This window comes from Clostridium sp. MCC345 (assembly GCF_018785345.1).
GTDB lineage: Bacteria > Bacillota > Clostridia > Lachnospirales > Anaerotignaceae > Anaerotignum_A > Anaerotignum_A faecicola.
In genome coordinates this window covers 177,395-191,557 of sequence record NZ_WQPP01000009.1, presented here as the reverse complement: position 1 = coordinate 191,557, position 14,163 = coordinate 177,395, and the positions used below count along the sequence as shown (strand labels likewise).

The 14,163-nt window shown below is 46.5% G+C and carries 13 protein-coding genes; 2 read left to right on the top strand and 11 right to left on the bottom strand.

Annotation, left to right across the window (positions count from 1 at the left end; genetic code table 11):
* Nucleotides 1-5 precede the first annotated feature (5 nt).
* The 8 genes from GPK49_RS02785 to dprA form a co-directional block, all read right to left on the bottom strand.
* Nucleotides 6-815: a phosphatidate cytidylyltransferase gene (locus GPK49_RS02785; RefSeq protein WP_215676660.1), complete on the bottom strand. Its 810-nt coding sequence runs from the start codon at nt 813-815 to the stop codon at nt 6-8.
* Between the two features lie 11 nt (nt 816-826).
* The gene (locus tag GPK49_RS02780; RefSeq protein WP_215676659.1) at nt 827-1,567 is read right to left on the bottom strand and encodes an isoprenyl transferase; all 741 of its coding nucleotides are present in this window, start codon (nt 1,565-1,567) and stop codon (nt 827-829) included.
* A 61-nt stretch (nt 1,568-1,628) separates the two neighbouring features.
* Complete coding sequence (gene frr, locus GPK49_RS02775) at nt 1,629-2,186, bottom strand: ribosome recycling factor (RefSeq protein ID WP_016408450.1); 558 nt, start codon at nt 2,184-2,186, stop codon at nt 1,629-1,631.
* 28 nt (nt 2,187-2,214) lie between these two features.
* Complete coding sequence (pyrH, locus tag GPK49_RS02770; protein ID WP_118578727.1) at nt 2,215-2,919, bottom strand: UMP kinase; 705 nt, start codon at nt 2,917-2,919, stop codon at nt 2,215-2,217.
* Between the two features lie 197 nt (nt 2,920-3,116).
* On the bottom strand, nt 3,117-4,049 hold the full coding sequence (tsf, locus tag GPK49_RS02765) for a translation elongation factor Ts (protein ID WP_016408452.1): 933 nt from the start codon (nt 4,047-4,049) through the stop codon (nt 3,117-3,119).
* A gap of 132 nt (nt 4,050-4,181) precedes the next feature.
* Entirely contained in the window at nt 4,182-4,904 is a 723-nt protein-coding gene (rpsB, locus tag GPK49_RS02760) for a 30S ribosomal protein S2 (RefSeq protein WP_016408453.1), read from the bottom strand.
* A gap of 212 nt (nt 4,905-5,116) precedes the next feature.
* Entirely contained in the window at nt 5,117-7,288 is a 2,172-nt protein-coding gene (topA, locus tag GPK49_RS02755) for a type I DNA topoisomerase (RefSeq protein WP_215676658.1), read from the bottom strand.
* Between the two features lie 19 nt (nt 7,289-7,307).
* On the bottom strand, nt 7,308-8,402 hold the full coding sequence (gene dprA / locus GPK49_RS02750) for a DNA-processing protein DprA (RefSeq protein WP_016408455.1): 1,095 nt from the start codon (nt 8,400-8,402) through the stop codon (nt 7,308-7,310).
* A gap of 207 nt (nt 8,403-8,609) precedes the next feature.
* Between dprA and GPK49_RS02745 the strand changes: the two genes are divergently transcribed.
* Nucleotides 8,610-10,142, top strand: a complete 1,533-nt coding sequence (locus GPK49_RS02745) for a YifB family Mg chelatase-like AAA ATPase (protein WP_215676657.1) — start codon at nt 8,610-8,612, stop codon at nt 10,140-10,142.
* Nucleotides 10,143-10,189: 47 nt separating this feature from the next.
* Nucleotides 10,190-10,867 (top strand): YoaK family protein, encoded by a 678-nt coding sequence (locus GPK49_RS02740; RefSeq protein ID WP_016408457.1) that lies wholly within the window; start codon nt 10,190-10,192, stop codon nt 10,865-10,867.
* 82 nt (nt 10,868-10,949) lie between these two features.
* Here GPK49_RS02740 and GPK49_RS02735 read toward each other — a convergent pair whose 3' ends face one another.
* The 3 genes from GPK49_RS02735 to GPK49_RS02725 all read right to left on the bottom strand — a co-directional run bounded on the left by GPK49_RS02735 (nt 10,950) and on the right by GPK49_RS02725 (nt 14,036).
* The gene (locus tag GPK49_RS02735) at nt 10,950-12,164 is read right to left on the bottom strand and encodes an aminotransferase class I/II-fold pyridoxal phosphate-dependent enzyme (RefSeq protein WP_215676656.1); all 1,215 of its coding nucleotides are present in this window, start codon (nt 12,162-12,164) and stop codon (nt 10,950-10,952) included.
* 125 nt (nt 12,165-12,289) lie between these two features.
* Complete coding sequence (locus GPK49_RS02730; protein ID WP_016408459.1) at nt 12,290-12,823, bottom strand: LOG family protein; 534 nt, start codon at nt 12,821-12,823, stop codon at nt 12,290-12,292.
* A gap of 79 nt (nt 12,824-12,902) precedes the next feature.
* On the bottom strand, nt 12,903-14,036 hold the full coding sequence (locus GPK49_RS02725; RefSeq protein ID WP_215676655.1) for a C40 family peptidase: 1,134 nt from the start codon (nt 14,034-14,036) through the stop codon (nt 12,903-12,905).
* Nucleotides 14,037-14,163 lie beyond the last annotated feature (127 nt).

Genomic DNA, 14,163 nt, shown 5'->3' with positions numbered 1-14,163 from the left:
CTGTTTTAATGAATCAGAAACAGCATGACATAGTATAACACAGGCGTGGTCAGAATGACGCTGTCAAACCTATCCAGAACGCCGCCATGCCCGGGCAGAAGATTCCCGTAATCCTTAATGCCAACCTGACGTTTGATGGAAGAAGCCGCAAGGTCACCAATCTGGGAGAGGATGGAGCCGAAGAATCCCACCAGACCGCAGAGCAACAGCACATTTACCCCTGCAATGGGGTGGAAACGGTTAATCCAAAGACCATAAAGCAGGCAAAGCACCAATGCGGTAATGATACCACCGATAGAGCCTTCAATGGTTTTTTTCGGGCTTAATGCGGGGCAAAGCTTATTTTTCCCAAGAAAATAGCCGGAGAAATACGCCCCTGTATCACAGCCAAAGGCAGAAATAAACGCCAGCCAAATCAGCAGCTTCCCGTGGTCAAATTCTCGTACGAGATAGACATGAGAAAGCAGGAAGCAGGCATAGAAAAAGCCAAAGAAGGATGCACAGCATTCCACATAGCTTGTTTTTCTGTAGCAAAGCACGCTGTAAATCAGCAGAGCAAGCACAAACAAAGAGGTAAACACGCTGAACAGTGTCTGTGTATACACAAGCTTATCCATGAAAACCACATAAAACAAGCCGAACAGATATGCAATGATATGTGCGCCCTTTACCTCACCTGCAATCGCACGATTGAATTCATACATCCCAATCAGACCAAGAAGCCCAACGCCTACATGCAGCCAAATGCCGCCGCTGATGACGATAAACAACAGCAGGGGAAGTGCCACCACAGCGGAAAGTATTCTCGTTTTCATACAGTGTCACCTCATTTCACTCTGCCGCCAAAACGGCGTTCTCTGTTCTGATAGTAATAAATTGCCCGTTCCAGTTCCTTTTTATCAAAATCGGGCCAAAGCGTATCGGAAAAGAAAAATTCGGAATATGCAATTTGCCACAGAAGAAAATTGCTGATTCTTTCCTCACCGCTGGTGCGAATCATCAGTTCGGGGTCAGGTGTGCCTGCCGTATCCAATGCGTCAGAAATGGTATCCTCCGTAATGGCATCGGGAGAAAGTGTACCATCTGCCGTTTCCCTTGCGATTTTTGTTACCGCGCGGCGCAGCTCATCCCTGCCGCCGTAATTCAGTGCAACATGAACGGTCATGCCGTTCTTTTCTCTGGATAAATCCTCAATTTCTGCAATCGCCTTTTGAATATCTGTGTCCAAGCGACTCTTTTCGCCAATGACGTGCATCCGAATGTTATCCTTCACGAATTTCTTGAAATAATTTTTCAGATAAAACCGCAGAAGATCCATAATCGCCCCAACCTCTTCAGCGGAGCGTTTCCAGTTTTCCGTTGAAAAAGCATATACCGTCAGATGTTCCAAGCCAAGCTCCTTTGCGGCATAAATGATTCTTTCCAGCGCTTCCGCGCCTGCCTTATGCCCTGCTTTTCTGGGCAGACCGCGCTTTGTTGCCCATCTGCCGTTGCCATCCATGATAATTGCAACGTGCTTTGGCATCTTTTCGGGGTTCAGCTGAAAGGATTCGTTTTCATAAAGCATAAATTGCCTCCCTGTAACAAAACCCCTCTCCGAAGAAGAGGGGCTTGGATATTTTGATGAATTAAACGGTAAGGATATCCTTACTCTTCGCGTCACATTTCTTTTCGATTTCAGCAACGTATTTATCTGTCAGCTTCTGTGTTTCATCTTCTAGATCCTGCAATTGATCCTCTGTGATTTCCTTCGCTTTTTCAGATTTTTTGAAAACATCCATAGCATCTCTTCTGATGTTTCTGATTGCGACCTTAGACGCTTCTGCTTTTTTCTTAACTTCCTTTGTCAGTTCCTTACGTCTTTCCTCTGTCAGTTCAGGGAAAACCAGACGAATCACCTTGCCGTCGTTATTGGGGTTGATGCCCAACTCGGACATATTGATTGCCTTTTCGATTGCCTTCAGCAGGGACGCATCCCAAGGCTGAATCTGCAGCAGACGAGGCTCGGGAACCGTAATATTCCCAACCTGATTCAGGGGTGTGGGGGTACCGTAATATTCCACCATAATCTTATCCAGAACATGGGGGTTTGCACGGCCTGCGCGGATGGTGCCGTAATCACTGTCCAACGCGGTCAATGTCTTTTTCATTTTTTCTTCAAAAGGTTTTGTCAGTTCAGATGCCATACTCGTTTCCTCCTATGTGAACAAAATCTTACACAGTTACAATCGTACCGATTTTTTCGCCGCCGACTGCGCGCATAATGCTGTTTTCCTCATTCAAACCGAAGATGATAACAGGAATCTTGCGCTCAAAGCAGAGATTTGCGGCTGCCATATCGATAACCTTCAAATTGTTCTTCACAATATCCTCTGCACGGATGCAGTCGATTTTCTTTGCGTTGGGGTTGGTTGCAGGGTCGTCATCATAAACACCGTCAATGCTCTTGGCAAAGAACAGACCATCCACATCCAACTCTGCACCTCTCAGGGCAGTAATCGTATCCGTAGAGAAGAAGGGGTGTCCCATACCGGCTGCAAAAATTACTACTTCGCCCTTTTCCAGATGCGCAAGAGCGCTTTCCTTGGAAAATTGCTCTGTCATTGTGCCGATGACGATGGGTGTCTGTACGAATGCCTTGATGCCGTTCTGACGGAACGCATCTGCAACATAAATCGCATTCATAACTGTTGCGAGCATGCCAATCTGGTCTGCCTTCGTGCGATCCATCTTGGAATCTGCACTTCTGCCTCTCCAAAAATTGCCGCCGCCGATAACCAGAGAAACCTGTGTCCCCTTTGCCATCACAGCCTTAATCTGTGCAATCAGCCCCCAGATGATGCTGTCGTCAAAGGTAACCCCCTTTTTCTCGCCTGCCAGCGCCTCGCCGCTCAGTTTCAGCACAATTCTTTTATACATTTTTACAGCCTCCTTACTACTCTAATGTATCACAAATTACAGAAAATTTCCAGATATTTTCTCTGCGGCTATGCAGAATATAAAAAAATTTAAGAAATTGTAAAAATATCCGAAAAGATTCCTTTAAAAAAGGAAACGCCGGAGCAATCAATGCAGTAGCGTTTCCTTTTCATTTTTAAAAATAATCCGTTAACGAATTAGTTCATTGCCTTTGCAACTTCTTCTGCGAAGTTTTCATCCTTCTTTTCCATACCTTCGCCTGTTTCAAAACGAACATATCTTGTGATTTCGATGGGTGCGCCAACAACCTTTGCAACGGAGTCGATGTACTGTTTTACAGTCATATCTGTATCCTTAACATAGGGCTGCTCTACCAGGCAGAATTCCTTCAGTTCTTTTTTCAGTCTGCCTGCAATCATCTTTTCGATGATGTTGTCGGGCTTCTTTGCATTCTTAGGATCGTTCTTTGCCTGTACTGTCAGGATTTCTGTTTCCTTTGCAATGAAGTCAGCGGGAACATCGTTTTCTGTGATGAATTTAGGGTTCAGAGCAGCAATCTGCATTGCAATGTTCTTGCCCAGTTCAACCAGCTCTTCTGCTTCGTTTTCGCAAGCCAGTTCAATCAGAACGCCGATTCTGCCGCCGCCGTGGATATAGGAAACCAGCTTACCTGCCTGTGTCTTTTCATATTTTTCAAAACGTCTGATGTTCAGGTTTTCACCGATGACAGCTACCTGCTGAGACAGTGCTTCCTTTACTGTGAACTGAGGGTCAAGTGCCCATTTTTCTTCAAAGAAAGCGTCCATATCTGCTGCTGTTGTTTCGGAAGCCTGTTTTGCAACTGCTGCAACATAGTCTCTGAATACCTGGTTCTTTGCAACGAAGTCTGTTTCGGAGTTTACTTCTACGATTGCACCAATCTTGTTGTCATCGCTCAGGTATACTGCAACCATACCTTCGGATGCGATACGGCCTGCCTTCTTTGCGGATGCAGCCAGACCTTTTTCTCTCAGCAGCTCAACAGCCTTTTCCATGCTGCCGTCAGCCTCTGTCAGAGCCTTTTTGCAATCCATCATGCCTGCGCCTGTCATTTCTCTCAGTTCTTTTACCATACCTGCTGTAATAGCCATGTTTGATTCCCTCCTAAATAATCTTATGTGCGTATCTTTTTCCGTCTTCTGCGAAAAAAAGCTGTTCCGTCTGATATAAAAAGAGCCTCAGCCCGTTTTAGGCTGAAGCTCGGGCAAATGCCTTTTTCTGAATTATTCAGCTTCTACTGTTTCTGTTTCAGCTGCTTCCTGTTCACCCTGCTTGGATTCCAGAACTGCATCAGCAACCTTGGAAGCAATCAGCTTTACTGCGCGGATTGCGTCATCGTTACCGGGAATTACGTAATCGATTTCATCGGGATCGCAGTTTGTATCAACGATAGCAACTGTGGGGATGCCCAGTGTGTGTGCTTCCTGCACAGCGATTCTTTCTTTTCTTGTGTCAACGATGAACATCATATCGGGAACCTTTTTCATTTCCTTGATACCGCCAACGTTTTTCTGCAGTTTTTCCATTTCGTGCATCAGCTTTGCAACTTCTTTTTTGGGCAGTACATCAAATGTACCGTCTTCCTGCATTTTTTCCAGATCTTTCAGTCTTGCGATTCTTGTTTTGATTGTTGTGAAGTTTGTCAGCATACCGCCCAACCATCTCTGGTTTACATAGTACATGCCACATCTTTCAGCTTCTTCACGAATGCATTCCTGTGCCTGCTTCTTTGTACCTACGAACAGGATTTCGCCGCCGTCTGCGATGCATTCACAGATTGCTGCATAAGCCTCGTCAACCTTTTTTACTGTTTTCTGCAGGTCGATGATGTAGATACCATTTCTTTCTGCGAAGATGTATTCTGCCATTTTAGGGTTCCATCTTCTTGTCTGGTGGCCGAAGTGAACACCGGCCTCTAACAGCTGTTTCATAGAAATTACGCTCATTGTATGAACCTCCTATTGGTTAATCCTCCGCATCCGTTTGTCGGGAAAACTGACCCTGTCAGCACCAATCCGCTCTTTTTCGGATACGTGTGTACTAAAAGTTACCTATGGGATTATAGCATATCCAAAACCAAAAAACAACCGTTTTTCTCAATTTTTTTAAAAAAGAGAAAAGCAGCTGTCTTTTGCATGATTTTTGTGTTGTATTTCGATTATTCTTCGTTCTCTTCCTCTGTGGGCTTTTCCTTCATATAGCCGCATTTTTCATTGGAGCAGACGATTTTCGGATTCTTTCTGCCCTTTTCCTCCAGAAACGCACCGCATTCGGGGCATTTTTCGCCCGTCGGCTTATTCCAGCTCATAAAATCACAGCCGTCGCCGTTGTGCTCGCAGCCGTAATAAATACGTCCCTTCTTGGTCTTTTTAATCAGAACCTTGCCGCCGCATTCGGGGCAGTTCACGCCTGCTTCTTCAAAATAGGGCTTTGCATTCTGACATTCGGGGAACCCCGGGCAGGCTAAGAATTTACCGTATCGACCGTATTTGATAACCATATTTCTGCCGCATTTCTCGCAGATAATATCGGTTTCCTCGTCCTTGATTTCGATTTTCTCCAGCTTCTCCGCCGCATTCTCCACGCTTTTTTTGAAATCGGGATAAAAATCACGGATAATCTGCTTCCATTCCTCCTTGCCCATTTCCACGTCATCCAAACGCTTTTCCATGTTCGCCGTGAAATCAATATCCACGATGTCGGGGAAATAGGTTTTCATGATTTCATCAACCATTTCGCCCAACTCCGTCGGGAAAAGATTTTTCGCTTCCTTCGTCACATAATGTCGTGCCTGAATCGTGGTCAGTGTAGGTGCATAGGTGGAAGGTCTGCCAACACCGATTTCCTCCAGTGTTTTAATCAGGGAAGCATCGGTATATCTTGCGGGGGGCTGTGTGAAATGCTGTTCGGGCAGAAGCTGCTCCGCCTGCAGAATATCCCCCTGTGTCAGCTTGGGAATGACTTTTTCATCCTCCTCCTCGCCCTTGCTATAGGCTTCCAGAAAGCCGGAAAAGCGCAGTCTGGAGCCGGATGCACGGAAGGTATAGTCCCCTGCCGAAAGCTTTACAGAAAGCGTATCATATACCGCAGGGCTCATCTGGCTTGCCACAAAGCGCTCCCAGATAAGCTTATAGAGGCGATACTGGTCTTTGGAAAGGGAATCCTTGATGCTTTCGGGTGTTCTGCTCACGTTTGTCGGACGAATCGCCTCGTGCGCATCCTGTGTTTTCCCCTTGGATTTATAAACGATTCTTTCAGGGTTTACGAAGGCATCCCCATAGGTTTCTTTGATAAATGCAACGGCTGCTTCGTATGCTTCATCGGAAATGCGGAAGGAGTCCGTACGGATATAGGAAACCAGACCGACCGTTCCCTCGCCCTTGACATTCACGCCTTCATACAGCTGCTGCGCAATCATCATGGTTTTCTGTGTTGCCATGTTCAGGTGCTTGCTCGCCTCCTGCTGCATGGTACTTGTGGTAAAGGGGGCAACGGGCTTTTTCTGTCTGCTGCCTGTTTTTACGTCCGTAACGGCAAAATCCTTACCCTTCAAGCCGTCCAGAACTTCGTTTGTTTCCGCTTCGTTGGCAAGCTCTGTTTTTGTTTCACCCTTGCCGTAAAATTTCGCTTCAAAGACCTTGCCGTCCGCATCCTTCAGCTTTGCGCCCAGCGTCCAGTATTCTTCGGGGATAAATTCGCGGATTTCCCCCTCTCTGTCGCAAATCAGGCGCAGCGCAACAGACTGCACACGACCGCCGCTCAGACCCTTCTTCACTTTTTTCCAAAGCAGGTCACTGATAGTATAGCCCACTACGCGGTCAAGTACACGGCGCGCCTGCTGTGCATCCACTAAATCCATGTCAATATCTCTTGCTTCGGTAATGGATTTTTTTACTGCCGTTTTCGTGATTTCGTTAAACGTAATACGGCTGATGGGTTTTTCCTCACCCAGATTGAGCGCGTGAAGCAGATGCCAGCTGATGGCTTCCCCCTCACGGTCCGGGTCAGTTGCGAGGTATACCTTATCAGCAGCCTTTGCATCCTTGCGCAGCTTGCCTAAAAGCTCCCCCTTCCCACGGATGGTAATATATTTCGGTTCAAAGTCATGCTCAAAATCAATACCCATCTGGCTTTTCGGCATGTCACGCACATGTCCCATGGATGCTTCGATTTTGTAATTGTTCCCCAAAAATTTGCCGATGGTTGCCGCCTTTGCAGGAGACTCTACGATAACCAGATATTTCTTTCCTGTTTTCGCAGCCTTTTTCACCGTTGCTTTCTTTTTTGTTGTTTTCTTTGCTTCTTTTTCTGCCGTGGCTGTTTTTGCCATTCGTTTCTCACCTCAGTTTTCAATGTGCTCTGATGTAGCCTGCCTGCGGTATTTTTTCAATATAGCCGGAAAGCTCTAACAGAGACAGAATATACTGCACCTCCTGCACCTTTCTGCCAAGCCTTCTGCAAAGCGCTTCAGCAGAAATCGGGGTACTGTCCTCAATCAGATCGAAGATTTCCTTTTCCTCAGGCGAAATATTTTCCGCCGTTTTAATCTGAAATTTTACCTTTTCTGTTTCTTTATATGCAATGCCCAATGCCGACAGGATATCGCTGCCCTCCGTAATGATGGGACAGCCCTGCTTAATGAGGGCGTTCGTGCCGTAGCTTAATGCACTGGTGACATTTCCCGGGACGGCATAAACCTCCCTGCCGTAATCCAGTGCCAGATCTGCCGTGATAATCGTGCCGCTTCTCTTTCCCGCTTCGACCACCACAACCATTTTGCTCAGTCCCGCAATGATGCGGTTTCTGTTCGGGAAATTCTTAGCAACCGCAGGCATTCCGGGCGGATATTCGGAAATGACGCAGCCGTTTTCGATGATGCGCTCCATCAGCTCCTTATTTTCCGCAGGATAGCAAATATCCACACCGCAGCCGAGCACAGCAATCGTTTTTCCGCCACCATCCAGAATCCCTCTGTGTCCCTCGCTGTCAATGCCACGCGCCATGCCGCTGACCACAATCACATTGGTCTTACCCAAGTCCTTCGCAATGTCATAGGCAACCGTTGCGCCGTAACGGGAGCATTTTCTTGCACCGATGATAGCAACCGTATCAATTTCATCATCGGGAATCTCTCCACGGACATAAATCCCAAGCGGCGGATTCTGAATTTCCCTCAGCAGTCGGGGATACCTTGGATGCCAGTAGGAATAAAAGTCAATTTCCTTTTCCTCTAATTCAATAATCCAATCGTTCAGTTGGTCTTCCTCTCTGGAAAGGAGCAGACCCTCCGTCAGCTTCTCTCCCAGAATTGCAGACCGCCGAATTGCAGAGGGTTCCGCACGCCAAACGGCTTCTGCGCTGCCGAAATGCTCCAGAAGACGATGCGCACGTTTCAAGCCGATGCCATCAATCCGCGTCAGCCACATCAGATAATATTCTTCCATACGAACACTCCTTCCCCTCTGTGAGTTACGACCTATACTATAAATGCTTTCTTTTCAAAATTCAATACCAAATTTTTTAAAACTTTAAAAATTCAGCAATTATGATGTATATAACAGATGGATTTTTGTGTTCTGATTGAAATTTTTGTGAAAAATTGTTATGATGTAAAAAAATTGTTCAAAAACAAAAAGAAAAGAGGCTTCGAAATGCTTTCCATTATAAAATCAGCTGCACTCCTCGGCATCGACAGCTATCCTGTCGAGGTTGAGGTAGACCTGAGCAACGGTCTGCCCGCCTTTGATATTGTCGGTCTGCCCGATTCCGCAGTGAAGGAATCGCGTGAGCGTGTACGTACCGCTATTCGCAATGCAGGCTTTTCCTTTCCCGTCAAGCGCATTACTGTCAATCTTGCTCCTGCCGATACAAAAAAAGAAGGGGCTGCCTTTGATTTACCCATCGCACTGGGAATTCTTTCTGCCTGCAATCTTTTTTCCGCAGAAAAAACAGAGGATGCCCTCATTACAGGGGAGCTTTCTCTGGATGGGTCTGTGCGCCCTGTCAACGGCGTTCTGCCCATGCTGTATGATGCCCTGCGCCGCGGCATTTCCGTTTCCTATGTTCCCTTTGAAAATGCAGAAGAAGCGGCTCTGGTAGAAGGAATGACAGTCTATCCCGTTCATTCCGTGAAGGAGATTGTCGCACACCTTTCGGGCGGCACGCAGATTGCACCCTATCATAAGGAAGGTAATGCCTTTTCCCTTACCCAAACGGATATACCTGATTTGGATTTTTCTCATGTAAAGGGGCAGGAAAACGCCAAACGTGCCATGGAAATCGCTGCGGCAGGCGGACATAACATCCTTCTCATCGGGCCGCCGGGCTCAGGGAAAACCATGCTCGCCAAGCGTCTGCCTACTATTCTGCCCGATTTAAGCTTCGAGGAAAGCATTGAAATCACAAAGATTTACAGCGTAGCAGGACTTCTGAAGGAGAAAAATTCTTTGGTCAGAACAAGGCCCTTCCGCTCTCCCCATCATACCATTTCCGCCTCTGCATTGACTGGCGGCGGCAGAATTCCGCGTCCGGGCGAAATTTCTCTGGCGCATCACGGGGTACTGTTTTTAGATGAGCTACCTGAATTTCAGCGCAATGCGCTTGAGGTTATGCGCCAGCCTCTGGAGGACGGCAAGGTCACGATTGCGCGCGTCAACGGCACACTGACCTTTCCATCCGATTTTATGCTTGCGGCAGCGATGAACCCCTGCCCCTGCGGCTATCTGGGCAACAGTGAGAAATGCCATTGCTCTGCGAATGAAATCATGAAATACCACAGAAAAATCAGTGGCCCTCTTTTGGATCGTATTGATTTAATGGTAGAAATGCCACCCGTTGCGTATGAGGAGCTAGACAGCACTATCCCTGCGGAATCCTCCGCCACCATTAAGGAGCGTGTTGTCTGCGCACATAAAATTCAGCTGGAGCGCTTCCGGAACGAAGGCATTTTCTTTAATGCGCAGATGAACGCGGCACAGATTGAAAAATACTGCGCTTTGCGCGAAGAGGATAAGGAACTGCTGCGTACCGCCTTCGCAAGAATGGAATTAAGCGCACGCGCCTACCATAAAATCCTTAAGCTGGCGCGCACTGCCGCTGACCTTTCGGGTGATGCGCAGATTACACGAAAGCATCTGCTTGAGGTGCTGCAGTATCGCTCTCTGGACAGAAAATATTTATTATAAAATTATAAAATCCTGATTTCGACTTAAATGAGTGAGGTAATTTACAAATGATGATTTATTCTAAACGACAAATGTCTGATACTTTTCTGATTGCTGTCCTGCTTGCTGTGGTTGGCGGTTCTCTGGATGCCTATAGCTATGTAGCAAGAGGACATGTTTTCGCCAACGCGCAGACGGGGAATATCGTCCTGTTCGGTCTGCATTTGGCAGATGGCGAATGGATGCAGGCAGGAACGTATATTATCCCTGTGCTTGCCTTTGTGCTGGGTATCTTCATTGATGAATGGATAAAAAAATTCATCTCCCCCCTGCCGAAGGTACACTGGCGGCAGATTGTATTGCTCTTTGAAATTGCGATGCTTTCAATCGTAGCGTGGCTCCCCTTCGGAGAAAGGCACGATATAGTTGCAAACGTGTTGGTTTCCTTTGTCTGCTCCATGCAGGTGCAAAGCTTTCGTAAGGTACATGGCTTGCCCTATGCCTCCACAATGTGTACGGGCAATCTCCGTAGCGGTACAGAGCTATTGTTTCGTTTCGTGCAGAGCGGCGATAAGGAGCTGCGCTATAAAAGCCTGCATTATTACGGCGTGATTTTCTTCTTCATCCTCGGCGCAGGCTGTGGTGCGCTTGTCACACAGCATTTCGGCAGCACCACTATCGTCTATTGCAATATTCTCCTGCTTCTGACCTGTGCACTGCTTTCCATTGAGCATGTGGAGGAATAAGAAATCCGATAAACCGGATAAACTAAAAAGACCTTACCCATTCGTGAAAATGAGCAAGGTCTTTTTTTATTATGTGTTTTGATTATTTATTATGCTTTTCAATCGCTTCTGTCATGCGTTCCAGTCCTGTTTTAATGATGCTGCGCGGCATTGCAAGGTTCAGACGAACATACCCTTCCGCATTGCCGACGAACAAATCATTGCCGCCTTCCAGCAAAACGCCTGCGTTATTTGCAAAGAATCCGGGCAGATCCACAACATCCGGCAGGCAGCCCTTCAGATTCACCCAGGCAAGATAGGTTGCTTCGGGAACAGAGAACACCGCCGCAGGCAGATGCTCCGCCAGATATTCCTTTACAAACATAAAGTTTTCATCCAGATACGTCTTAAATTCCGCAAGCCATTCATCACATTTCTCATACGCCGCCTGATGTGCAGCAACGGAAAGCGGATTAACAAAGCCTACGATTTTATCCCGTTTGCAGAAAATCTTCCGCAGCTGTGCATCTCGAATGATGATATCAGAGAACATCAGCCCTGCCATATTGAAGGTCTTGCTAGCAGACATGCAAGTAATCAGCTTGTCGTAAGCGGGCATAACCTTCCCCATAGGAATATGCTTTCTGCCGTTTCTGATGATATCGCAGTGGATTTCATCAGAAATAAGCCAGAGATTATGCTTCTCCACGATTTCCGCTACCCGCTTCAATTCTTCCTCTGTCCACATTCTGCCGGAGGGGTTATGGGGGTTGCACCAGAGCACCAGCTTCACCAGAGGGTCTGCCGCTTTTTTGGCAAAATCATCAAAATCAATCATAAAGTAGCCGTTTTTATCAATCTTCAAATCGGAGCAGACATATTCCACACAGTTATATTCTGCGGCATGCTGAAAATAGCCATACGCAGGTGCAACCATTAGAACCTTTTCATTCTTTGTCAGCAAAGATTCCAGAAGCTGATACAGCGCAGGAATAATCCCTGGAGAAAAGGTCAGTTCTTCCTTCGGGAAGTCCCAATCGTACATCTTTCTGCACCATGCGGAAAATGCCTGATAGTAATCATCACTGTAAACACAGCTATAGCCGAAAATACGCTTCTCTACCCTTTTCTTAATGGCTTCACAGATTTCGGGAGGTGTCGCAAATTCCATATCCGCAACCCACATTCTGACAAATTCATCATCCGCATAGGGAAATTTCATTTCAGGGCCTGCATGGAAAATATAGCCACGAAAGCCGTCCGTATTGAGCGCATTCGTATTTCTTCTGTCGATAATTTCATCAAAATTGTACTTCATGTAACCACTCCTTTGTATCTGTTTTCCTCTGTCGCCGTCAGCATTTTTGCCTGTTCAAAGTATAAAGGAAAATTTTCCGCAAAGCAATCAATTCTTAGCATTTTTATAGATTTTCCATGAACCGCTTATTTCCCAAGTATGTCTTTAATTTCTTCCAGCGTTTCCGCAAAAAAGATGCCCTTCTGCCGTTCCGCAGAGGAAAGCCCCTTTTCAATCATAAGAGAGAGCAGATGCTTCAGATCATCGTAGTATCCATTCAGATTATACAGAATACAGGGTACATTCAACTGATTCAGGGCAACCTTGCTTATAATTTCAGAAATTTCCTCCAGCGTGCCTGTGCCGCCCGGAAATGCAATAAACGCATCCCCAAGGGCAATCATTTTCGCCTTCCGTTCGGACATATCCTTCGTAACAATCAATTCTGTCAGCCCATTGTACTGGAAGCCTGCATCCATGAAAAACTGCGGTTCTACGCCTGTTACTTTGCCGCCGGCTTCAAGGACAGCCTTTGCAAGCTCACCCATCAGCCCTGTTTTCGAGCCGCCATATACCAGTGCATTGCCGCTTTCACCAACCCAATGCCCCAATGCCTGCACTGCCTCACGCAGACGGTTGTCATTGCCTTCATTTGCTCCAAGGTATACAGTAATATTCATTCTTATTCTCCTTCTTCCTCAAAAAAAGTAACACAAAAAAGAACCAACCGATTCTTCGGTCAGTCCTTTTGATTTTTCATTAAAAAATTCGTCTTGCTGTTACATATGTATTTGCGCTGTAGCCGCTGTTCAGATTTGTTACGGTAACACCGTTGCCCTTTCCATCCGTTGAATGAACGTATGTACCGTCACCGCAATAAATGCCGACATGGCTGATACTGCTGTTTCCACCTGTATTAAAAAATACCAAATCGCCTGCCTGCAGATTCGCCTTGGAAACCTCTACGCCGTTGCTCGTCATAGATGCAGAAGAACGACTCAATGTGATGCCGAAATTTTTATAAACAGCGTATACAAAGCCGGAGCAATCTACGCCTGTGTTCAGATTCGTGCCGCCCCATACATAAGGCGTACCGATGAACTGCTTGCCGTATGCAACCACCGCAGCACCCTTTGCAGATGCTGTATTGCTTGTAGTGTTATCAGGCTTTTCGCCTGTTTTCACAGTCAGGTAATCTGCGGAAACATATCCCTTCTGCCCTGCATCTGTCACAATGCTGACCCAATCCTGTCCAGCACGTTCCACATCAACAATCGTACCGGAAGGAAGAACCGTCAGCACCTCTGCACTTGTGGATGCTTCCTTGCGCAGCTTCAAGCCAGAGCCTGCTGTTACCACGCCGTAGGTATCCTCTGCTTTTGTTGTTGCGCTTACAGGTGCAGCTGTGGTTTCGCTGCTTACCTTGGAAACATACTGCAACAGATTGCCGGAAACATAATCCTTGCTGACATAAGCAGAACCGCCGTTATAGGAAACACGATACCAATCGTCATTCTGTCCTGTTACGGTGACTGCTTCCCCGCTGCTGAATTTTTTCAGAGAATTGGAGGCTGTAGTTGCCTTTTCTCTCAAGTTAACACCGGAGCCGGTAATGCTGCCATCTGCCTTTGTTACGGAGAAATAATCTGTGAATACATAACCGGTTGCACCGTTATAGGAAATCTTGAACCAGTTATCAACCTTATCCAGAACGGTATATTCCGTACCCTTGTTAATTTTACCTAACACATTTGCACCTGTACTTGCCCCTGCGCGGACATTTACATTTGTACCGGAAGCCTGTCCCACGTTTGCCGCGAACGCAGTTACAGTACTCAGCACAACAAGTGCAGCTGTGACACAAAGCTGTTTCATTACTTTATTTAAACCCATTGGAATCTCCTCCAAACCATTTTCCGTCATAATTGTTACAAATCTATTACATTCAGTATAAAAAAAAGTAATAAATCTGTCAATAGTTTTCTGTCGACAGAACCTGTATTTTCTGATTTTTCCGGAA